General features: G+C 66.5%; 21 protein-coding genes. All 21 read left to right on the top strand.

Annotated features, from left to right (window positions below):
- Positions 1-28: 28 nt before the first annotated feature.
- Complete coding sequence (locus tag U9978_RS00410) at positions 29-529, top strand: DoxX family protein (RefSeq protein WP_322758994.1); 501 nt, start codon at positions 29-31, stop codon at positions 527-529.
- Positions 530-632: 103 nt separating this feature from the next.
- Positions 633-2,390 carry a DUF2142 domain-containing protein gene (locus U9978_RS00405; RefSeq protein ID WP_322758993.1) on the top strand — a complete coding sequence of 586 codons (1,758 nt, stop codon included), beginning with the start codon at positions 633-635 and terminating at the stop codon, positions 2,388-2,390.
- A 22-nt stretch (positions 2,391-2,412) separates the two neighbouring features.
- A complete protein-coding gene (locus U9978_RS00400; protein ID WP_322758992.1) occupies positions 2,413-4,689 on the top strand; it encodes a serine/threonine-protein kinase in 2,277 nt (758 codons plus the stop codon).
- An 866-nt stretch (positions 4,690-5,555) separates the two neighbouring features.
- A complete protein-coding gene (locus U9978_RS00395; protein WP_322758991.1) occupies positions 5,556-8,279 on the top strand; it encodes a nitrate- and nitrite sensing domain-containing protein in 2,724 nt (907 codons plus the stop codon).
- Entirely contained in the window at positions 8,279-8,698 is a 420-nt protein-coding gene (locus U9978_RS00390; protein ID WP_322758990.1) for a roadblock/LC7 domain-containing protein, read from the top strand. Before U9978_RS00395 ends, U9978_RS00390 begins: the two co-directional genes overlap by 1 nt.
- 96 nt (positions 8,699-8,794) lie before the next feature.
- Positions 8,795-9,163, top strand: a complete 369-nt coding sequence (locus U9978_RS00385; RefSeq protein WP_322758989.1) for a DUF742 domain-containing protein — start codon at positions 8,795-8,797, stop codon at positions 9,161-9,163.
- Complete coding sequence (locus U9978_RS00380) at positions 9,144-9,776, top strand: GTP-binding protein (protein WP_322758988.1); 633 nt, start codon at positions 9,144-9,146, stop codon at positions 9,774-9,776. The genes U9978_RS00385 and U9978_RS00380 overlap by 20 nt, the downstream gene beginning before the upstream one ends.
- An 18-nt stretch (positions 9,777-9,794) precedes the next feature.
- The gene (locus tag U9978_RS00375; RefSeq protein WP_322758987.1) at positions 9,795-10,904 is read left to right on the top strand and encodes a helix-turn-helix transcriptional regulator; all 1,110 of its coding nucleotides are present in this window, start codon (positions 9,795-9,797) and stop codon (positions 10,902-10,904) included.
- Positions 10,905-11,301: 397 nt separating this feature from the next.
- Positions 11,302-11,643 carry a TcmI family type II polyketide cyclase gene (locus U9978_RS00370; protein ID WP_322758986.1) on the top strand — a complete coding sequence of 114 codons (342 nt, stop codon included), beginning with the start codon at positions 11,302-11,304 and terminating at the stop codon, positions 11,641-11,643.
- A 222-nt stretch (positions 11,644-11,865) separates the two neighbouring features.
- Entirely contained in the window at positions 11,866-12,120 is a 255-nt protein-coding gene (locus tag U9978_RS00365; protein WP_322758985.1) for a phosphopantetheine-binding protein, read from the top strand.
- Between the two features lie 59 nt (positions 12,121-12,179).
- Positions 12,180-12,662: an SRPBCC family protein gene (locus tag U9978_RS00360; protein ID WP_322758984.1), complete on the top strand. Its 483-nt coding sequence runs from the start codon at positions 12,180-12,182 to the stop codon at positions 12,660-12,662.
- Positions 12,659-13,066 (top strand): cupin domain-containing protein, encoded by a 408-nt coding sequence (locus U9978_RS00355; protein WP_322758983.1) that lies wholly within the window; start codon positions 12,659-12,661, stop codon positions 13,064-13,066. Before U9978_RS00360 ends, U9978_RS00355 begins: the two co-directional genes overlap by 4 nt.
- A gap of 37 nt (positions 13,067-13,103) precedes the next feature.
- Positions 13,104-14,393 (top strand): beta-ketoacyl-[acyl-carrier-protein] synthase family protein, encoded by a 1,290-nt coding sequence (locus U9978_RS00350; RefSeq protein ID WP_416210798.1) that lies wholly within the window; start codon positions 13,104-13,106, stop codon positions 14,391-14,393.
- Complete coding sequence (locus tag U9978_RS00345) at positions 14,390-15,658, top strand: beta-ketoacyl synthase N-terminal-like domain-containing protein (protein ID WP_322758981.1); 1,269 nt, start codon at positions 14,390-14,392, stop codon at positions 15,656-15,658. Before U9978_RS00350 ends, U9978_RS00345 begins: the two co-directional genes overlap by 4 nt.
- Complete coding sequence (locus tag U9978_RS00340) at positions 15,658-16,395, top strand: 3-oxoacyl-ACP reductase family protein (RefSeq protein WP_322758980.1); 738 nt, start codon at positions 15,658-15,660, stop codon at positions 16,393-16,395. Before U9978_RS00345 ends, U9978_RS00340 begins: the two co-directional genes overlap by 1 nt.
- A complete protein-coding gene (locus U9978_RS00335) occupies positions 16,395-16,700 on the top strand; it encodes an antibiotic biosynthesis monooxygenase family protein (protein ID WP_322758979.1) in 306 nt (101 codons plus the stop codon). The genes U9978_RS00340 and U9978_RS00335 overlap by 1 nt, the downstream gene beginning before the upstream one ends.
- Before the next feature lie 76 nt (positions 16,701-16,776).
- On the top strand, positions 16,777-17,271 hold the full coding sequence (locus U9978_RS00330) for an ester cyclase (RefSeq protein WP_322758978.1): 495 nt from the start codon (positions 16,777-16,779) through the stop codon (positions 17,269-17,271).
- Between the two features lie 245 nt (positions 17,272-17,516).
- Positions 17,517-18,515, top strand: a complete 999-nt coding sequence (locus U9978_RS00325; protein ID WP_322758977.1) for a methyltransferase — start codon at positions 17,517-17,519, stop codon at positions 18,513-18,515.
- 362 nt (positions 18,516-18,877) lie between these two features.
- Positions 18,878-19,195, top strand: coding sequence for an antibiotic biosynthesis monooxygenase family protein (locus U9978_RS00320; protein WP_322758976.1), 318 nt, complete (start codon positions 18,878-18,880; stop codon positions 19,193-19,195).
- Positions 19,196-19,849: 654 nt separating this feature from the next.
- Positions 19,850-20,275 (top strand): roadblock/LC7 domain-containing protein, encoded by a 426-nt coding sequence (locus U9978_RS00315; RefSeq protein ID WP_416210808.1) that lies wholly within the window; start codon positions 19,850-19,852, stop codon positions 20,273-20,275.
- A 67-nt stretch (positions 20,276-20,342) separates the two neighbouring features.
- Positions 20,343-20,952 (top strand): hypothetical protein (locus U9978_RS00310; protein ID WP_322758975.1); only part of this gene is annotated, 610 nt, incomplete at its 3' end.

Here is a 20,952-nt window from a genome sequence, read left to right as displayed (position 1 = left end):
CCCGCCAGTTCTTCCTCAGGAGCATGAAGTGACCCATATCGATACAGCCATCCTTCTGATTCGTCTCTGCGTGGGGCTCACCCTGGTCGCCCACGGGTGGAACCACCTGTTCGGCGGTGGCCGGATAGCGGGCGCGGCGGGCTGGTACGGGTCCATGGGCCTGCGCCCGCCGCTCGTGCAGGCCTGGATGTCGGTGCTGTTCGAGTTCGCGGCGGGCATCGGCCTCGCTGCCGGCTTCCTCACGCCGCTGGCCGCGTCGGCCGCGGTCGGCCTCATGGCGGTCGCGGGCATCGTCGCACACCGGCGGAACGGGTTCTTCGTGTTCCGCGAGGGCTACGAGTACGTTCTGATGATCGCTGTGATCGCGATCGGGATCGCCACCGCCGGCCCGGGCAAGGCCTCGCTCGACCACGCGATCGGCCTGGGCGGAGCCGGCTGGGCCGGCTTCGCGATCTCCACCGGTGTCGGTCTCGCGGGGGCTGCCGCGCTCCTGGTGACCAGCTGGCGGCCACAGCCCGTCAAACCATAAGAGCAGGCTATTGTTACCTCGCGCGGCGGACACCGAGGATCTCACCGCGCGTGGAATTCCGCAGGTTGTCGACGAAAAATTTCCCAGGTGGCGGTAAGTACGGATGAGAAGACCGCGGTTGTCCGGCGCCCGAAGAAACCGCGCGCCGGAGCTCCTCCTCGGCGCCCTGTTCGGATGGATTCTGCTGTGGGCCCTGACAAATCCGCTGGGAACCGCTCCGGACGAGCCAAGCCATTACGCGAAGGTCGTGGCGGCGGGACACGGACACATACTCGGTGCCGCCGTCCCGTTCGCGGAAATACAGGCGTTGCGGGCATTCAACGAGGATTCTCTCCGCCAGGTCCGGAACGCCTACCGAAGCTTCCTGGTGCCAGCCGACCTCCGCGTCACGACGAATCCTCCGTGTACCGCGTTGCACCGGGATGCGTCGGCGACATGTCTGCGCCGGCCGGCGGTCGTTCCGAACGGTCGGATCAACAGCATTGTCGGGGCGTATCCACCCTGGCTGTACATACCCGAGGGAATACTCACCCGCGCCGGCTGGTCGGTTCAGTCCGGTTACATCCTTGCGCGCCTGGGTTCCGCCCTCATCTCGGTGGGGTTGCTCGGCGCCGGGCTGTGGCTTCTGCTGAGTGGGCAACCTCCGGACGGGACGCGGCCGGGGGAAAGACGGGCGGACCGGATACGCAACCAACGGCCTGTGCTGCTGGCAGGCTTCGCGGTCGCGGTCACCCCGATGGTGCTCTTCCTCAGTTCGCAGGCGGGTACCAGCGGCGCCGAGGTCACCGGGGCCATCGCGTCCATAGCGGCGGTGCTGCGCCTGTCCCGGGCCGAACAGCCCACGGCCCGAATGTGGTTGGTCGCCGGCGCGGTCCTGACCACCACCGCGCTGAGCCGTCCACTGGCTCCCCTGTGGGTGGCTTTCGCGATCACGATCGGGATCGGCCGTATCGGCGGACGCGCAGTGCTGGGGCGAGTACGCGCAGCCGGCCCGCCCGGCGCCGCGGCGGTGGCGGTCACCGTGACGGGGCTCGCCGCGACCGTGCTCTGGACGCAGAGCCTGTCGCTGCGGACCCCGGTCCTGTGGGGCCGCCTCGGCCACGGTCTCGCGGTCGCGGTCGACCTCGCCCCGGAATCCGCGCGCCAGGCCGTCGGGGTTTTCGGCTGGCAGTCGGTCCCCATCCCGAGCGCCGTGTACTGGCTGTGGGGGCTACTGGCCGCCGGGCTCTTCCTTGCCGCGTTCGCGGTCGGTGGGTGGCGCGATCGCGCGCTGCTTGCGGGCAGCCTCGCCATGGTCGTGGCCACCTACGAGCTGCTCGCCGCGGCCGTGTTCATCCAGAACGGCTTCGGCATGCAGGGCCGGTACATCCTGCCCGCCCTGGTGATGCTGCCTCTGCTGTCGGTGGAGGTGCTCGCCGGCCGACTGCCCGCGCGCCTGAGCGGGCAGTCGGCCGCGGTGGCAACCGGCGTCATCGCCATGACCGCGGTCAGCCAGTTCTTCGCATGGGCCGCCAACAGCCGTCGGTACGCGGTCGGCGTGGACGGACCGCTCTGGTTCGTATCGGGCTCGGCGTGGTCGCCGCCGGGCGGCTGGCTCGTATGGCTGGTCCTGGCCTGCCTGCCGGTCACGATGACCCTTGCCGCGGCCCGGTCATCCGCCGCTGTGCGGATCGGCCGGCCGTACAGTCCGGGCGCCCACCGCTACGCCGCGACCGACCCGGCGACCGACCCGGCGACCGACCCGGCGACCGAACCAGCGACCGACGAAACCGACGAGACCGACGAGACCGAGAACCGAACGACGCGGCCGACGCCATCGGGCAATCCAGGTGGCATGCTGCATTGGGACAACTCGGCGTAGGAAAGATCGCGGAGGGGGCGCCGTGGCTGCCGCTCCAGAGGCCAGCCGCATCGTGGCCAGCCGGTACCGGCTCATCGAACGGCTCGGCACCGGCGGAATGGGCACGGTCTGGCGTGCCTTTGACCAGGTGCTGCTGACCGAGGCGGCCCTCAAAGAGGTTGACCTCGGCGGCGATCTTGATCCGTTCGAGCGGGCCGACCGGGTTGAAAGGGCGTTGCGAGAGGCCCGGCACGCCGCGCGGCTGCGAGGCCATCCACACGTGGTGACCATCCTCGACGTGGTCGTCGAGGATGGCCTGCCATGGATCGTCATGGAGCTGGTGCCGTCGCAGTCGCTGTTCCAGTTGGTTCGCGATCACGGCCCGCTCCCCGTCGCCGAGGTGGCCCGGATCGGCGTCGCAATCGGCGACGCCCTGTCCGCCGCGCATGCGTTCGGCATTCTGCACCGCGACGTGAAGCCCTCGAACGTGCTGATCGGAACCGGCGGCCGGGTGGTTCTGACCGACTTCGGCATCGCGACCCGCGACAGCGACTCCGCACTCACCGTCACTGGAGTACTCGGAACCCCGTCATACATGTCGCCGGAGCGCTTGACCGGCGATCCGGCGACGCCCGAGGCAGACCTGTTCGGTCTCGGCGCGACCCTCTATTTCGCTGTGGAGGGGAAGCCGCCGTTCTACCGGGAGACCTTCGCCGCGATGGTGGCGGCGATCCTGTTCCAGCCCCCCTCGCCGACCTACCGGGCGGGCCCGCTGGCCGACGTCCTCGCCGGTCTGCTGGACAAGGATCCGCGTACCCGGCTGACGTCCCGCCAGACCCACGGACTCCTGATCGACATCGCGACGGCCCGGCCACCGATCAGCGCGCCGCCATCAGCTCGCGAACCCGCGCGTCCGAGCGGACACCCGCGGATCATCAGCCGGGACGACATCGGCCCGCACTACGCTTTCGACAGCGCACCCGAGATCGCGGCGACCGCCCGAGATTCCCGGGCCAGCCCAGCTGATCCAGCCGACCCACCCGTCGACCGGCCGGCCGATGACGGCGATGTACTTGCACCGCCGTCCAACCTGACCGCCACCCAGGAGGACGGCGCGGTGGTCCTGCGGTGGAGTCCGCCGGAGTCGTCCGGCCCGGTGTCCTTCCGCATCCTGCGGGTGGTGGCGGACCCGGCCGCACCGGGCGGGCGGTTCGAACGCAGTCTCGGCACGACCGGCTCGACCGAGCTGTCCGACGCGGGCGTCCCCCGCGGCATGACGATCTGGCACGAGGTGATGTCGGCGGCCGGCGGCCGACGCTCGGTACCGGCCCGCACCCCGCCACTGATGATCGCCCCGGACGTCATCGGGCTGCGCGCCCGGATGGACGGCGACGGCGTCGCCCTGTCCTGGGCCCTCGCAGCCGGATACGACGACGTGCTGGTCGAGCGGGCCTTTGACGAGTCGTCGTCGTTTCACGGCGCCACCCGTCGGGTTCGCGCCGCCGGTGGCGGCTATCTCGACCGTGACGTGCAGACCGGAGCCACCTACCGCTATCGGGTCCGGGTGTCCTACCCGGACTCGCTTGGCGCCCTGGCCCACACGGCGGGCGTGGACGTGGTCGTGAAGGTGATCGCCAGACCGCGTCCGGTGCTGGACCTTGAAGCGGACAGCGATGGCGCGATGACCACTCTACGGTGGACGACTGTCCCCGGCGCCCTGGTACGGATCTACGCCACCGATGCGGCCACGGACTTATCCGGGCGCCCGGTGAACCAGCCGCCCGACGGTGACCTCTGCGCGACTGATCCGCTCCCCGCGACGGGCCCGTTCGGCCCGGTGGACGAGGAGCTGCCCGCGGACTCGTTGGACGGACGTGAACACCTGGTCGGCGCAAGCCGGCGCGGACGTCTCACCGTGACTGCCGCCGCCAGGCCGGTCGTGTACACCCCGGTCAGTATCGCCGGGAACCGGGCGGTGCTCGGCCGTTCGACCCACCACCGACCCGTCGAAGGCATCCATGGGTTGCAGGCCGTCGACCGTGGCAACAAGATCGTCCTGACGTTTCAGATGCCACCTGGGATCACCGAAGCCCGTGTGCTGTGGCGCCATGACACGATGCCGACCGGGCCGGATGATCCAGCCGCCCAGAGCGCGAAGGTCACCAACACGAGTCTGGAGATCAGAGGCGGCTGGCACCTGGGCGCACCTGAGCCCGGGCTCACCTATCACTTCGCCGTGTATCCGCTGGTCCGGTCGGCGGACGGGGTCCGGGCGCTACCCACCGGCGCTCATGTAGTGGCCCGCGCCGGCTCCCGTTGACGACCCTGCTGTGGTCTGCCGTGGTCTGCTGTGGTCTGCCATGGCCCGAACAGAGCACCCCCTCCGTCAGCTCGACAGAAACGCTATCTGGCAGGCGACAAACGGATGCCTTCCCGCCATCAAGAATTTTAAAATGCCAATGAATGAGTTGCATTAGATAGCCAATTACCGATCGCCGAGTGATCGGCCACGGAAGCCGTGAATCCACATCGCGACCCGCCTTCCCCTGGCCCATCGTCCTCTCGGGTCCACCAGGACAAGACCGGGACACATGCCAGACCATTCCGGGGCTCCCTGAAACCTCCCGGAAACAGCCACACCGGGCTGTGATCGCGCAACCTTCAACCGACCGGCGCGCTCGGATCCACGCCTTTTCGATACTGGCCCACTGGCACCAATTCTCTCCGCAACGAGTTCCACGACCCGATCATGACCTCCTCGGGCGCACGGAAGGCGCCCGCCGAGCACCCATCGTTCACCAAACCGGGCTCGCCACATGTGCATCCGTTGTCTATGCCACCATGGACACCCGACCTGCCTCATGCGGAAGACAGAACCGCACAAACAGACGAGCAGTAGTATTGGTAAAACAGAGGGATGCCCAACAATAAATCACGGGATCATCTGCTGGCACCGATGATCCGACGACGACCATACGGTGACCTCAACCTGAGCGCACCCGAACCTGTTGGGTGTACCCCCGCCCAACCCGGACTAATCCCCCGGGTAGAGTCGTCTCGCCCACGGGGGGAGACCAGCGGGTCACGGTTTTCGCCCCACGCCGCGGCACGGCCGGGACACGAGGGCCACACACGAACGCTCGCCCCAACGAGGCGCCAAGGCACGGCGTCGGACGAGAGGACCGGATGCTCCAGAACTGGCCAATCCGCTCCAAGTTGGTCGCCATTCTCATCCTTCCGCTGCTGGCGCTGACGCTTTTCAGCGCCATCCAGGTGCGCACGAACCTCGAGAGTGTCAGCGCAAGCGATCGGATCCGGACCCTCGCGGGTTTCTCACTCAAGGTCAACGATCTCACTGACGCACTCCAGAAGGAACGCAACGCGGCGAGTACGTATGTAGGAAGCGGATTCCGCAACGGCATCGACGAGGTCCGGTCGACACGGACCCCCACCGACACGGCCGTGGAGACGTACCGCACTGACGTCGCGCGACTTCCCGACAGCGCGGTCAAAAATCTGAGACCCACGCTGGCAGCCACCCAAACCCAGCTGGACCAACTCCCCAGCCACCGGCAGTCGATCGACCAGCAGCAGATTGACCGTGACAAGAACGTCATCTTCTACACCAAGGCGATCACGAACCTGCTGAACGTCGTCGCTCAGGTCGGACTTGGGACCGACAACGCAGAACTCATCAACATGGCGGCGAGCCTGACCAGCATGACGTGGGCGAAGGAAACCGCCGCACTCCAACGCGGCTATGTGGCCGCGATCCTCTTCCAGCGCCAGACCAACGTCGGGGTCATCAAGCTGGTCCAGTCGAACGGTGGGGCCGAGGACGCCTGGATCACGCACTTCCACACCACCGCAAACCAACAGGAAGGGAACTTCTACGACAAAACGGTGGGCCCCACCGTGGACGGCGTGGCCCGGATGCGTGACAGCACGGTGTTCGCGGCCCAGATGAACCAACCCCTCACGGTCGATGCGCAGGCGTGGCTGACAGCCGCCGACGACAAGCTCGGCCGGATGCGCGCGGTAGAAGACCAGATCGCAACCGACCTGGCGAAGCGGAGCAACGCGATCGCCTCGACCGCGACCCGTGGCGCCTGGCTCGGTGGAACAGCGGTGGCGCTGGTTCTCGCCGTGTCGATCGGCATTTCACTGCTCGTCGCGAGCCCGATGATCCGCCAGCTCCGACGCCTGCGGGGGGCTGCCCTCGAGGTGGCGAACAAGCGCCTTCCAGACGTCGTGGAACGGCTCCACCAAGGGGAACAGGTGAGCATCGACGCCGAGGAATTCCCCTTGGACATCCGCACCAAGGACGAGATCGGCCAGGTGGCGGACGCCTTCACGACCGTCCACCGGGTGGCTGTGCGTACAGCTGTCGAACAGGCGGCCATGCGCAAGAGCATCGGCGACACGTTCCTCAACCTGGCCCGCCGCAGCCAGGCACTCATCCACCGCCAGCTCAAGGTCATCGATGGGCTGGAGCGCAAGGAAACCGACCCCGACGAGCTGGCTGAGCTGTTCCGGCTCGACCACCTCGCGACACGCATGCGGCGTCACGCCGAGGACCTCATCGTGCTGTCCGGATCAAAACCAGCCCGTGGCTGGCGCCGGCCGGTCCCGCTCAAGGACGTCGTCCGCGGTGCGGTCGCCGAAGTGGAGGACTACACCCGCGTCAAGGTGCTGCCGATCTCCGGTTCCGCCGTCGGTGGCCACGCGGTCGGTGACGTGATCCACATGCTCGCCGAACTGATCGAGAACGCCACCTCCTTCTCGCCTCCGCACACGCCCGTCCACGTCTCCGGGCACGAGGTCTCCAACGGCTGTGTGGTCGAGGTCGAAGACCGCGGTCTCGGTATGACCGACGAGGAATACAACGCGGTCAATGAACGGCTGAGCAACCCGCCCCCCTTCGACCTGCAAACCAGTGAGCGACTCGGCCTGTTCGTCGTCAGCCGCCTGGCCCAACGGCACAGCATCCAGGTCCAGCTGCGGCCATCACCCTACGGTGGGACCCTCGCCATCGTCCTGCTCCCCGCGGCGCTGCTGCGCGCCGCTGACGGAACCGATGTTCAGTCGAACCCGGCAACCTACGAAGAGACCGCTGGACCGGTCCTCGCAGACTCGTTCGCCGGCGCCTTCGACGGCTCCGGCGAATTCGGTGATCTGATGTCCGTGGGCGCGCCGGTGGCGGCATCAAGCACCAGCGACGGCGATGACCGGCCGCTCATGGACGACCTGCCCGTGTTCGCCACGATCCGCTCAAGTTGGTTCGTCTCCGAGCGGGAGGCGAACGGCAGCGTCAACAACGGCAACCATGGCGAACCCTCCCGCCCGCGGCCACAACTCAACCCGCCGGTGGAGCCCGATGGTTGGGCGGAACTCCCGGATCCGTCCAACCAGTTGCCCGACCCGTCGGATCAGTGGGGTCAGCCGCCGGACACCGGTACCCACCGGACCGAGCCAGCCGGTCCTTGGGACGAGCCGGCCGACACCTCGACGCGATGGTCCACCGCCGGTTTCAGCGAAAGCCACCTGTCCGATCGGTTCCACACCCCCGAATCCCCGGCGTTCCCGCCGACGTCATCGTTCCCACCCGCGTCATCGTTCTCCCAGCCATCGTCATTCCCACCGGGGCCGTCATCCACACCGGCATCGGCATTCCCGTCCGCTGAGACGGCGAGAACCGACACGGGTCTGCCGAAGCGGAAGCGACGGGCAAGCCTGGCGCCCGAGCTCAGGGGAACGCCCGCGACGGAAGCCACGACACCGCCGGTCCTTGCCGGTCCACGATCACCAGAGGAAATCCGGAACATGATGTCGTCCTTCCAGGCCAACTTCGGCCGAGGCATGCAGGCCGGACCCAATCCGAACGGCGACGACGCCAGGAAGGTGATGTGATGCGCCATATCGGCCCGGCCGAAAACATGAGCTGGCTGTTGAACAACCTGACCCGAAAAGTACCGGAGGTGACCTACGCAATCGTGCTGTCAGCGGACGGTCTCCTGCTGGCCACGTCGAACGGTATGGACCGCACGACCGCCGACCAGCTCGCGGCGGTCGCGTCGGGATTCAACAGCCTCGCCCGGGGCGCCGGACGATTCTTCGGCGGCGGCAACGTCCGCCAGACGATCGTCGAGATGGAGCAGGGATTCCTGTTCGTCACAGCCGTCGGCGACGGGTCGTGCCTGGCCATTCTGAGCACGCCTGGATCGGATATCGGTCTGATCGCGTATGAGATGGCCCTTCTGGTCATCCGAGTCGGCGAATTCCTGACCCCCGAGCTACGCGCCGAGATGCAGGCGGCATTGCCGCGCTGAGCGCCACCCAGGCAGGCGAAGGCGACGCGATGACGGCTCTGTCGCGTCGCCGGAAGCCCCGCGGGAACCGAACCCACGCCCTGATCAGGAGGACCGGTGGACGAGGAGTGGTACGACGAGGATGCAGGTCCGGTCGTCCGCCCCTACGCCGTCACCGGCGGCCGAACGCGGCCGGCGGCCAATCGCGCGCTGGAGCTGGTAGCTCTGGTGTCGACGACGGCGCACGGACGGGCAATGGTCCGGAGCCTCGATCCGGAGCAGCAGGACATCGTGATGCTCTGCCGGAGCATCCAGTCGATCGCGGAGATCTCCGCCCAGCTCAAGCTTCCGGTCGGCGTGGCACGCGTCCTCGTCGGCGACATGATCGACGCCGGTCTCGTACACGTCACCCGCCCAGCCCGACCGACCGAGCGTCCCGACGTAGCGCTGATGGAGAAGGTGCTCGATGGACTTCAGACCCTCTAGAACAGATACCACCGGCGCCGCACCCAATGCGGTCAAGATAATAATTGCCGGCGGCTTCGGTGCCGGCAAGACGACGTTTGTCGGTGCGGTCAGCGAGATACCCCCGCTCACAACCGAAGCAGCCCTGACGTCGGCGAGTCTCGGAATCGACGACACATCGCAGGTGAGCTCCAAGACAACAACCACGGTTGCCATGGACTTCGGTCGGATCACCCTGCTTGACAGTGTGATTCTCTACCTGTTCGGCACACCCGGCCAGGACCGCTTCTGGTTCATGTGGGACGAGCTGGTCCTCGGTGCCATCGGCGCGATCGTGCTCGTGGACACCCGCCGGCTCTCGGACTCGTTCCCGGCGGTCGACTACTTCGAGGAGCGGGATATTCCGTTCCTGGTGGCGGTCAACCGGTTCGACGGGTCGAAGGAATACACACTCGACGATGTACGCAACGCTCTTGATATCGACGCTCGGAGGCCCATCGTGTTCTGCGACGCCCGTCGGCGGGAGTCCGTGCGCCAAGCCCTGATCGCGCTGGTCCGCCATGCGCTGGATGTCGTGGCAGCCGAGACCCGACACCAGGGTCTGCTGTCCGAGGCCAACGCACACGTCGACTAACGGGCACGGGAGAGGAAAGTGCTTGATCTTCTCGGCCTCGATGACGTCGCCCTCGCCACCTACCGGTTGTGGCTACGGCAGGAGGACCTGACCACCGAGGACGTGAGCCTGGCCCTCGGGCTCCCCGCCAACATCATCGCCCGGGCCCGCGACAGGCTGGTCGAGCTTTCGCTGCTGGTGATGTCCAATGATCATCCGGGCCGCCTCGTGGCCGTGCACCCTGAGGTCCCCCTGGAACAACTGATCCGCCAGCAACACGATCAGCTCATCCGCCGACAGGAGCAGCTCATCCGCCGCGAGGAGCAGCTCATCCGCGCGCGCCTACAGGTGAGCACCCTGGTCGCCGACTACCTCCACGGTCGCCAGCCCGGCGATTCCGGTAGCGAGGTGGAACGCCTGGACAGCGCCGACGCAGTGAAGATCAAATTCGTGGAACTGGTGACCGGGGCGGAGCGGGAGGTACTCGCACTGCACACTCAGCATGGGCAGCAGCCGGCCGCCACACCGGAGGGTACCCGGGCAATCCTACGGACGCTGGCGCGCGGGGTAACCATGCGCAGCGTCTGTTCACGTCCGGCGCGGTCGGATGAGGCAACCGCCGCGTACCTGCGGACCGTAGCCGCGCACGGTTTGGATCTACGGGTGCTCGACGCGCCGCCGGTGGACCTCACCACCGTCGACCGTCAACTCGGACTGCTCCTACTGACGCCGGGTCCGAACGAGAGCGCTGCGCTGCTGCTCAGAGAGCCGGCGCTGACCAATCTGGTTGTCATGTTGTTCGATCAGATGTGGGGGCTCGCCGAGCCCGCCGGGTTTGACGGCGACGCGCTCGGGGGACCGGACGGGCTCGAGGGACCCCACGCGTCCGTGTCCGGCGACAGTCCGGGGAATCGCGCCATAGACGATCACAACCATGGGAGTTTCGACCCTGAGGGCAGGGAGCCGACAGATTCCGAACGCGTGCTTCTACGGCTCCTGAGCCTCGGTGCCAAGGACGAGGCCGCGGCCCGTCACCTCGGTGTGTCAGTCCGCACCGTACGACGGATGATTGCCGATCTCATGCGCCGGATGGACGCGCGCAGCCGCTTCCAAGCCGGCATCCTCGCGGCGGAGCGGGGATGGCTATAGCAGCATTGGACGTTTGAATGGTCCAGGTTGGCACTAAGTTGCCATTACATGTTCCTGCCAGATCAATTTCGAGACACGGGCGGCCCAATACAGCATGCTTCCGTAGGGACGAAGACCACATCAGCACTGGATCCCAGATCCTGCGGCGGTGCGAGAAAGGCGGGCCCGACGGATCACCTCTCAATCCACCGGGACCGGCATCATCACATCGCTGGAGGGCTGCAGGCTGCAGCCGCCGATCAGGTCCTGAGACAGGCCCGCGCCGACGCTCCTGTCATATTGTCAACGCATGCAGGCGCCGATGCGACACCGACGTTGCACGCGCTTGACCGAGCTCTTCCAGGTATAGTCAGGGAGCACGAGTGTCAATGTTCTACGGTCAGGTTTGCCCAACTGCATGCCGGCCCGCCCGGTGACACACCGGACCCTTATCATAGCCCGCATGGACGCTGACGACGAGACTGCCGTCGCCGATATCTTCCGCGAGTCCGATGGTGGGCAGCTACCCCGCATGCTGGGCGTTGTCCGGCGGGACCTCTTCAGTTTTCACGGACTGTATTTCCATCTGATCGAAGCGGCTGACGACGTCGCCCCCGCACTGCCCACGGTCCGCGAGCACCCACTGTTCGTAGACGTTAACACAAAACTGGGGAAGCACATCACCGCGTACGACCCGGAAACCTGGAGCAGCCCGCGGGACGCGATGGCCCAGAACTTCTACACGTGGGCCGCCGACTGACGAACGGATCGGCCGGGCATCGGGCCTCGCCACCGACAGCAACGTCGGTGGCTGTCTTCGCGTTACCGTTCGGATCCCGGGGCTCAGGGATCCGGCGAACATGCGGGTGCGCGATCGGTGTTCGTCTCCGCGTGCCCAAAAGGCTCACGGGCCGGCCCTCCGTGCGCGCCGTCCGGTCCGTTCCCTGACCACCGTGACCGCCATCGCAAAGGAGAGAGTGTCATGGCACACACATGGAACGCCGACCGCCTGCTCGACTTTCTCATCGAACAGACCGTGCTCGCTCCCGACGACCGCCCGGCCCACCTTGACGTCACGTTCGCCGAGGTCGGCGTGGACTCACTGGCATATCTGCACCTGCAGACTGTCGTCTTCGACACCTTCGGGCTCGAACTGCCCGCGGAACCGCCGGCCGACTACACCCTCGACCAGATCCTCAGCGCGATCAACGCCACCGCCGGCCAGGTCGTCGCCTGACGAGCCGGTGCCGGCCGGTGCCGGCCGGCGTGTCCATATGGTGAACCGAATGGAGAATGATGGCCGCACACACAGACAACTCGATCTTCATCGATGCCCACATCGATCTCGTCTGGACGATGACAAATGATCTCGAAAGCTGGCCGAACCTTTTTACCGAATACGCTTCGGTAGAAATTCTTGAACACCACGACCAGACTTTCCGATTCCGGCTGACCATGCACCCGGATGCGGACGGGAAGGTCTGGAGCTGGGTTTCGGAACGGACCCTCGACCCGGACAAATACCGCGTCCAGGCGCACCGCGTCGAAACAGGACCGTTCGAGTTCATGAACATCGAATGGACATACGAACCAGAGGGCGCCGGCACCAGGATGCGCTGGGTTCAGGACTTCCACATGCGTCCGGAGGCGCCCGTCGACGACGAGTGGATGACCAACAACATCAATAACAACAGCCGGCGGGAAATGGGCGTCATCGCCGACAAGGTCGAACGAGCCGCCCGCGCCGCGCAGCCCCTTGGATCCGAGGAGACGCAATGACCGTGACCGATCAGGCCACCAGACCGGCCGTGGTGTCCATCCACGATGTCCCGGCCAACCGTCGCCGTGGCGGTGACATCCGCACCCTGCTGTCCCCCGCAACGGTGGGCGCGAAATCCGGTTTCCTCGGCACGCTGACGCTGGCGCCGGGCGAGGTTGTCACCGAGCACTGGCATCCGTATTCCGAGGAGTTCCTGTACTGCGTATCCGGAAGTATCACCGCGCGCCTCGACGGCGAGCACACCACGTTGCCGGCTGAGCATGGACTGCTCATCCCGATCGGCATGCGGCACCGGATCGTCAACGATGGCGACGAGACCGCCTTCCTCGTCTTCCACCTGAGCCCCTTGGCGCCTCGCCCGGACCTCGGCCACGTGGACACCGAACCACTCCCCCAGAGCTGACATGTCCGCACCGGAGCACCCCGTGAAGGAGCCGGCAGTGAGAAGGACGGCGATAACCGGCATCGGCGTGGTCGCGCCGGGAGGCACCGGCCGCAAGGAGTTCTGGCACCTGCTGACCGAAGGCCGGACGGCGACCAGGCGCCTGTCGTTCTTCGACCCGACCCAGTTCCGCTCGCAGGTAGCGGCCGAATGCGACTTCGACCCGGCCGTGGCGGGGCTGACACCGCAGGAAATCGCCCGTAATGACCGGTTTGTTCAGTTCGCTCTCGCAGCTGCGACCGAAGCGGTCGCTGACAGCGGACTGGAACTCGGTGGGGACGCGGACCCGCCCGGCACGGGAGACACCGACGGCCCGGTGGTGGCTGTCAGCATGGGCAGCGCGGTCGGCGCGACCACCCGGCTGGAGGACGAGTACGTGGTCGCCAGTAACAGTGGACGTGACTGGCTCGTCGACCCCAGCTATGCGTCGTCATTCCTCTACCACGCTCTGATTCCAAGCTGCCTGGCCACCGAAGTGGCGTGCCGATTCTCGGCCCACGGCCCGGCGCACGTGGTCTCGACGGGCTGCACATCCGGGATCGACGCGGTCGGGTACGGCCACCAGCTCATCGTCGACGGCGAGGCCGACATCGTGATCGCGGGCGCGACGGACGCGCCGCTGTCCCCGATCTCCATTGCCTGCTTCGACGCGATCCGCGCGACATCCGCGCGCAACGACGACCCCGAGCACGCGTCCCGGCCGTTCGACGCGACCCGCGACGGGTTCGTGATGGGCGAGGGCTCCGCCGTCCTCGTGCTGGAGGAACTGGCCCATGCCCGGGCCCGTGGTGCCCACGTGTACTGCGAGATCACCGGCTACGCCGCGCGGTCGAACGCCTTCCACATGACCGGGCTGAAGGCTGACGGCCTCGACATGGCAGAAGCGATCTCGGACGCGCTGCGGCAGGGTCGGACGGACCCCACCCGGGTCGACTACGTCAACGCGCACGGTTCCGGCACCAAGCAGAACGACCGCCACGAAACCGCCGCGTTCAAGAAGTCGCTTGGACAGCATGCGTACAAGGTCCCGGTGAGCTCGATCAAATCCATGGTCGGCCACTCGTTGGGGGCGATCGGTGCCATCGAGGTCGCGGCCTGTGCCCTGGCGATCGAGAACCGCGTCGTCCCGCCCACGGCCAACTGGGCCAACCGGGACCCCGAGTGCGACCTGGACTATGTGCCCAACATCGCCCGCGACCACGACGTCAACGTGGCCCTGTCGGTCGGCAGTGGTTTCGGCGGGTTCCAGTCAGCCATCGTGCTCGACCGCGGCCAGGATGCCCGATGAACACCACCCGGCCGGCGGTTCGTCCGGTTGTCACCGGCGTCGGCGTGGTCGCCCCGGGCGGCATCGGGGCCGAGGAGCACTGGAGCTCGACACTGCGTGGCGAGCTACGGGTGGGGCCGATCAGCAGCTTCGACGCGGGCACGTACGCCACGACGCTTGCCGGCCAGGTCGAGGGGTTCGACCCTGCCGACCATCTGAGCGGCCGGATCGTCCTGCAGACCGACCGGTGGACGTGGCTGGGCATGGCCGCCACCGAACTCGCGCTCGCCGACGCCGCCTACGACCCGACTGCGCATGATCCCTACGCGACCTCGGTGGTGTTCGCGGCCGGATCCGGTGGCAACGACTTCGGCCAACGGGAGATCCAGCGGCTGTGGAGCCGTGGTCGCCAGGCCGTGAGCGTGTACCAGTCCATCGCCTGGTTCTATGCGGCGACGACCGGCCAGACCTCGATCAAGCACGGTCTCAAGGGGCCGTCCGGGGTCATGGTCTCCGACGCCGCCGGCGGTCTTGACAGCCTCGCGCAGGCCCGGCGGACCATCCGCCGTGGCACCCCCACCGTTCTCGCCGGCGGAGCCGAGGCGGGCCTCACCCCCTATGCGCTCACCTGCCAGATCACGGGTGGGCGGCTGTCCACCAGCCGTGAACCGGCGGCCGCCTACAAGCCGTTCGACCGGTCCGCGGGCGGTTACGTGCCCGCCGAGGGCGCTGCGACGCTCGTCGTGGAAAACCCCGCCACTGCGGCGGCCCGTGGCGCACCGAGGGTGTACGCCGAGATCGCCGGATACGCGGCAACCCACGACGCGCATCATCATCGTGACCCGTCGCCGGACCCACGCTGGTACGCCGAGGCGATGCGCCGGGCGCTCGCCGACGCCAACCTCACCCCGGCCGACGTCGATGTGATCTTCGCGGACGGCGCAGGCTCCCACGACCTCGACGGCCTGGAGGCACGGGCGATCCAGCTGGCCTTCGGTGCACACGCCGAGCGCGTTCCGGTCACCGCTCCCCAGGGCCTGATCGGGCGGATGTGCGCGGGTGGCTCCGCGCTGGCGGCCGTGAACGCACTGCTGTCCATCCGCGACGGGGTGATCCCCGCGGTGGGCAACCTTGACAACCCGGTGCCGGAGTATCGCCTCGACCTCGTCCGTGAGCCGCGCGAAGCCCCCGTGCGGGTCGCCATGGTCAACGCCCGCGGCTACGGCGGCTTCAACAGTTCACTGATCCTGCGGGCACTCCAGACACCGGACGCTGGAGGCGAGTGATGGACTTCGGGCTCAAGGGCAGATCAGCCCTGGTCACCGGTGGTGCCCGCGGGATCGGGCGAGCCATCGTGCTGGCGCTCGCACAGCAGGGAGCATCCGTGATCACCTGCTATGTGAACGAGAGCGACGCGGTCGTCTCGCTCACCGACGAGCTGGAACGGCTCGGCGCCGACGCCGAACTGGTACGCGCGGACGTGTCGGTCGAAGCCGACGTCGGCCGGCTGCTGGAAACCGTTCGTGACCGCTTCGGAGCGCTCGACATTCTGGTCAACAATGCCGCCACCGGGGCCCAGCAACCCCTGCACCAACTGGACCTCGACCAGTGGCGGCAGGTGATCGATACCAATCTGACCAGCCTTTACCTGGTCCACCGGGCCGCGCACGATCTACTGGCCAACGATGCCTCGATCATCACCATCGGTTCAGCTGGATCGCTGCGCGGCGTCGCGGACCGCACGGCGTACATGACCTCGAAGGCCGGCGTCCTCGGATTCACCCGATCCCTGGCCAAGGAACTCGGGCCACGGGGCATTCGGGTCAACACGGTGGCCCCCGGCTTCACCGAGACCGACCAGATGGCCGGCATGCCGCCGACCAGGCGAGCTCAGGTCGAGGCGATGACTGCGCTCGGGCGCCTCGCCACGCCCGAGGACATCGCCGGTGCGGTGCTCTTCCTTTCCAGCGACGCGGCCCGCTACATCACCGGCGCGACCCTGCACGTGGACGGTGGAATCTGATGATCAGAATGACCCTGCGGATGCGCGTCCTGCCCGATCGGGAACAGGACTTCGTCGCAGCCTGGGAGAAGGTCGCGCTCGCCGCGAGCCAGGCAACGGGCAATCTGCGACAGAGCCTCCTGCGCGCCGGTCCGCGTGAATTCGTGATCACGAGCGACTGGGAGAACCGGGATGCCTTCCATACCTTCGAGCGCAGCCCGGAGCAGGACATCCTCACCGCGCCACTACGCGAGCTCCGGGAGACCGCACAGATGGATGTCTCCGACATCCTCATACATTTAGAAGGAGTGGAATACCGGTCGTGAAAAGAGGGACCTTCGCTGGCCAACCGATCGTCAACCATGGTTCCTTTCGCGTGCCAGGGAACGGGAGGAATATCCGGTGAACACCGCAGCGGCCAACAAATCTGTAGTCATCAACCACTTCCGGGCACTGGAACGCGGCGATCTCGAAGGCGCCCTGACTGCATTCACCCCGAATCTGATCAACCATCGGGTGGAGCCTGGCAGCCCACCAGGGCGGGCGGGCCTGGCCGCCACGCTGGGGGTCGTGCTGCAATGCTTTCCATCCGCAGTCTGGCGCGTGGAAAACATCGTCGCGGATTCGGAACTTGTTGCTGCGGTGCTTGTGATCGAAGGCACTGCACATGGAGTGATCATGGGAGTGCAGGCCAAGGGCCAGCAGGTGACCTGGCGGCACACCCATTGGTTCCGCATGTCGGGTGGGAAGGTCGTCGAGCATGACGCGATCCGGGATGATCGCGGGCTGCTCCGCCAGCTCGGGATGAACGTCCGAGGGCCGCATCCCGGCGGCCTCGGCGGCGGATTCAGCGGCGTTAATGTCGAATCCGCCGCCGTCGTGGGCGCCTCGCCGTAATCCATACTGTCAGGGGACCGGACACCGAAAATTCGATGACATCGAATGGCCGATCCGGCAGTTTTTCCTGCCAGCCATCTGAACGCAAAGGCATCTTTTCAGCCTGAGCAGCTGCACTTTATCCACCCCGGACGAACTGCCGTCGCCAGCTTCAATTCAAGTTTCCACACAAATCCATTACCACACATATCACGCCCACACTGCATCTCGTAAAGCAGAACCATCACTCAGAGAGAGGCGTTAATATGACCGGCCTCAACGAAACCCCGGCGCGTGTGACACCTGAGCCTATCTTGCGGATCTCCGCCGGTTACATGGCGGCTAAACTTCTGTTCGTCGCGTCCCGGATCGGCCTGTTCGAGGCGCTGGCGCAGGGACCGCGCACCGCAGCGCAGCTGGGCACCGCGGTCGCAGTGCCAGCCCGGTCCGCACGGATCGTGGCCGACGCGATGGTGAGCGTCGGTCTGGTCAGCCGGGACGGCGACGAGTACCGCAACACCCCTGTCGCGCAGACGTTTCTGGCTGGTGTCACGCCAGCTGACCGGCGCCCCATCCTGCGATCGTGGGACCAGATCAGCTATCCCACCTGGCAACGGCTTGAGGCAGCGGTGCGCACAGGCGAACCGCAAGTGGAGCCCCTTTCCCCGGCGGACCAGGCGGTGCTCGCGCTCGGAATGGAGGTCAGCACCGGAGACACCGCTTCGGTGCTACCCAGCCGCTACTCCTTCGCCGCCCACCAGCGCCTTCTCGACCTGGGCGGTGGTACCGGCTCATTCGCGCACGCGGCGCTGGAGCAGAATCCGCACTTGTCCGCCACCCTGTTCGAGCTTCCCCAGACCGCCGCCGTGGCTGCGCAACGCGTCGACGGACTGGCCAACCGGGAACGGCTGGACATCGTCGAGGGCGATCTCTTCATCGACCCGATACCCAAGGACCACGATGTGCTTCTGCTGGCGAATGTAGTCCACCTCTTTTCGCCGGAACGTAGCCGCACCCTGCTGGGCCGGGTCCGCGAAGCGGCACCGGACGGTTCCCGCCTGTTGCTGGTCGATCTATGGACCGATCCCACCCACACGGACCCGTCGTTTGCAGCACTCATCGCGGGTGAGTTCCTGCTCGTCGGCGGCGGCCACGCATACAGCGTGGAGGAAGTCGCCGAGCTGCTGACAGACGCCGGTTGGCAGTTCGACGAACACCGACCGCTGGTGGGTCCGTCCTCGCTCGTCCTTGCCACGGCTGGGTAGCCTCCCAGCGCTGTCTGGGCGAGATCGCAAAGTTCCCCGGACTGCCTCGCGGTCGCCGGCGCCGACGCTTGGCGCAGTGGAACTCCCGGTGGCTCGCCGTCCTGACGGCGGCCCGGGCGCTCTCGGGGAACGATGTGAATCTGATGTTGTCCCAAAAGCATCAGATTCACATCATTAAGAGCGCCCGACAATAGGAGTGTGGATCAAGAATCGAGGCTGGGGTGCGTGCATCACGAGGTGCGAGGAGAAAGGCACCCTGATTGTGGGTGTCGACCGACGGCAACACTGCGAGGTGCGCGCCCCGACCCCGCGACGCCGCATCCCTATGGCCGGTCGCTCTTACTGGAACAAGGAGATCGTCGATGACCGCACGAATCCTGGTGTTCGCCAGCGTCGCTCCGCACCTGGCCCACGAGTTCGAGCAGGCCTACGTCCAGGTCACCGCGCAGATGAAGGGCACGCCCGGCCTCCTCGGTGACGAGCTCCTGCGAGACCCGGACGGCTCCGGTCGTTACCTCCTGCTCAGCGAGTGGGAGAGCGAAGCGCAGTTCCGCGCGTGGGAGGACGCACCGGGCCACCACGAGCTCACCAGCCCGATGACGCCGTACTGGTCCGGGAGCTTCGAACGCCGGATCTACAACCTCGCGGCCCGGCTTGCGCCGGAGGTCGCCGCCGGCTGAGCACCATGACCGGGCACCATGACCGGGCACGACGAGTGAGTACCACAACTGGGCACCACCACCCTGGTCTGGCCACCTGTCCATCGCCCGATGGACAGGTGGCCAGACCGTCATATAGCGAAAACATTCCTCATGACCGCTTGATTCGGTCCCGGTGAACGAAATGTCCACCGAACGGGTTGTGTCAGCAGACCGGATCACGCCGGCGGAACGAACGATGTGCCCCGGCCGGACGGGGCGGCCCACACGAGAATCCGGTGTCAAAGCACAAATTAACGGGTGCTCGTGATAATACAGACATATTATATTAATTATCTTACTTTTGGATATGTTTACCGATACTCCGCCCAACACGGCGCCGATGGTCAAGGCCCCGGCCCGATAGGCATAAACTGGCCGCGCAGCAACGGCGGCTACGCTGTTCCTGCGGCGACGACTCCCTGCGGCGCGGGGAACCTGGATGCGGCCGGTCACGTCAAGCCGATACCTTGGAGGAAGTAACCGCGACTTACGCTGGTCGCCGAACGCGGGCGAAATCTGTCAGAGAGGTAGCTAATTGTACTACCGACGTCATGGGGGATCGAGGTGCCCGGCAGAACCACGGGTGGGCTTCCGCATCGGGCCGGGTACCCCGTGTGGACAGCCGAGGCTCATGTGACCGGGGCGGGCGCAGCGGATCACGGGCTGGACTGGCTCATCAACAACTTCGTCGGTTCGGTACCCGGGGTCGCGAGCGCCATCGTCGTCTCGGTTGACGGGATCCTGCTCGCGGTCTGCGACGGCTTCACGCGCGACCGGGCAGAACAGCTTGGCGCGATCTCCTCGGGTCTACTCAGCCTCACCCTCGGGCTGGCAACCCTCATGGAGTCCGGAGCAGTGCGCCAGACAATAGTCGAGATGGACCACGGAACCCTGCTCCTCATGGCCATCAGCGACGGCGCATGCCTGTCCGTCCTCGCTGCCAAAACATGCGAAATCGGTCTCGTCGGATATGAGATGACCCGGCTGGTGGCGCAGGCGACCGACTTCCTCACGCCGGCGAAGCGCGGCGAACCACAGGAGCGTTCCGACGTAGGATAACCGCCTGGCGAATACGGGTCTGAATGGACCCGACCGGGCAGGGCCGAGATTCTTCGCGGGGGTCCAGGTGAACACGGTTGCGGACTTCTATCATCGGGTCATCGTCGAGCCCGGAAAGCAACCGCTGTTCCTGCTGCTGGTGTCGTTCGTGGCTACATTTCTGTTCATCCGGCTCAGCGTCCGGATGATCCGGGCCGGTGTTTCGTGGTGGCCGGGTAACGTCGCGGCCGGCGGAACCCATATCCATCATGTCGTCTTTGGCATTGTTTTCATGTGCATAGCCGGAGTCGGTGCGTTCACCCCGGCAGCCGGCAGATCACCGTGGTGGGACCTGCTCGGGGCGCTGTTCGGTGTCGGGATCGCGCTCGTCCTGGACGAGTTCGCCCTGGTTCTGCACCTCCAGGACGTGTACTGGAGTGAGGAGGGCCGCGTCTCGGTCGATGCGGTCGTCCTCGGGGTGGCGGTGACCGGGTTGCTCGTGTTGGGCAGCCTGCCCTTCGGGGTTGACGGCCTCGACAACGGCCATCGCGCGGCGTTGTGGGACTACGTGGCGTCGCTGATCCTCAACATCCTCCTGGTCATGATCACCTTTCTGAAAGGCAAACTCCGTCTCGGGACCATCGGGCTACTCGTCCCCTTTCTCGCACTGATCGGCGCGATCCGGCTGGCTCGGCCCG

Origin of the sequence: Protofrankia sp. Cr2 (genome assembly GCF_963555885.1) — a bacterium.
GTDB lineage: Bacteria > Actinomycetota > Actinomycetes > Frankiales > Frankiaceae > Protofrankia.
This window is presented reverse-complemented; position numbering and strand designations above follow the sequence as displayed.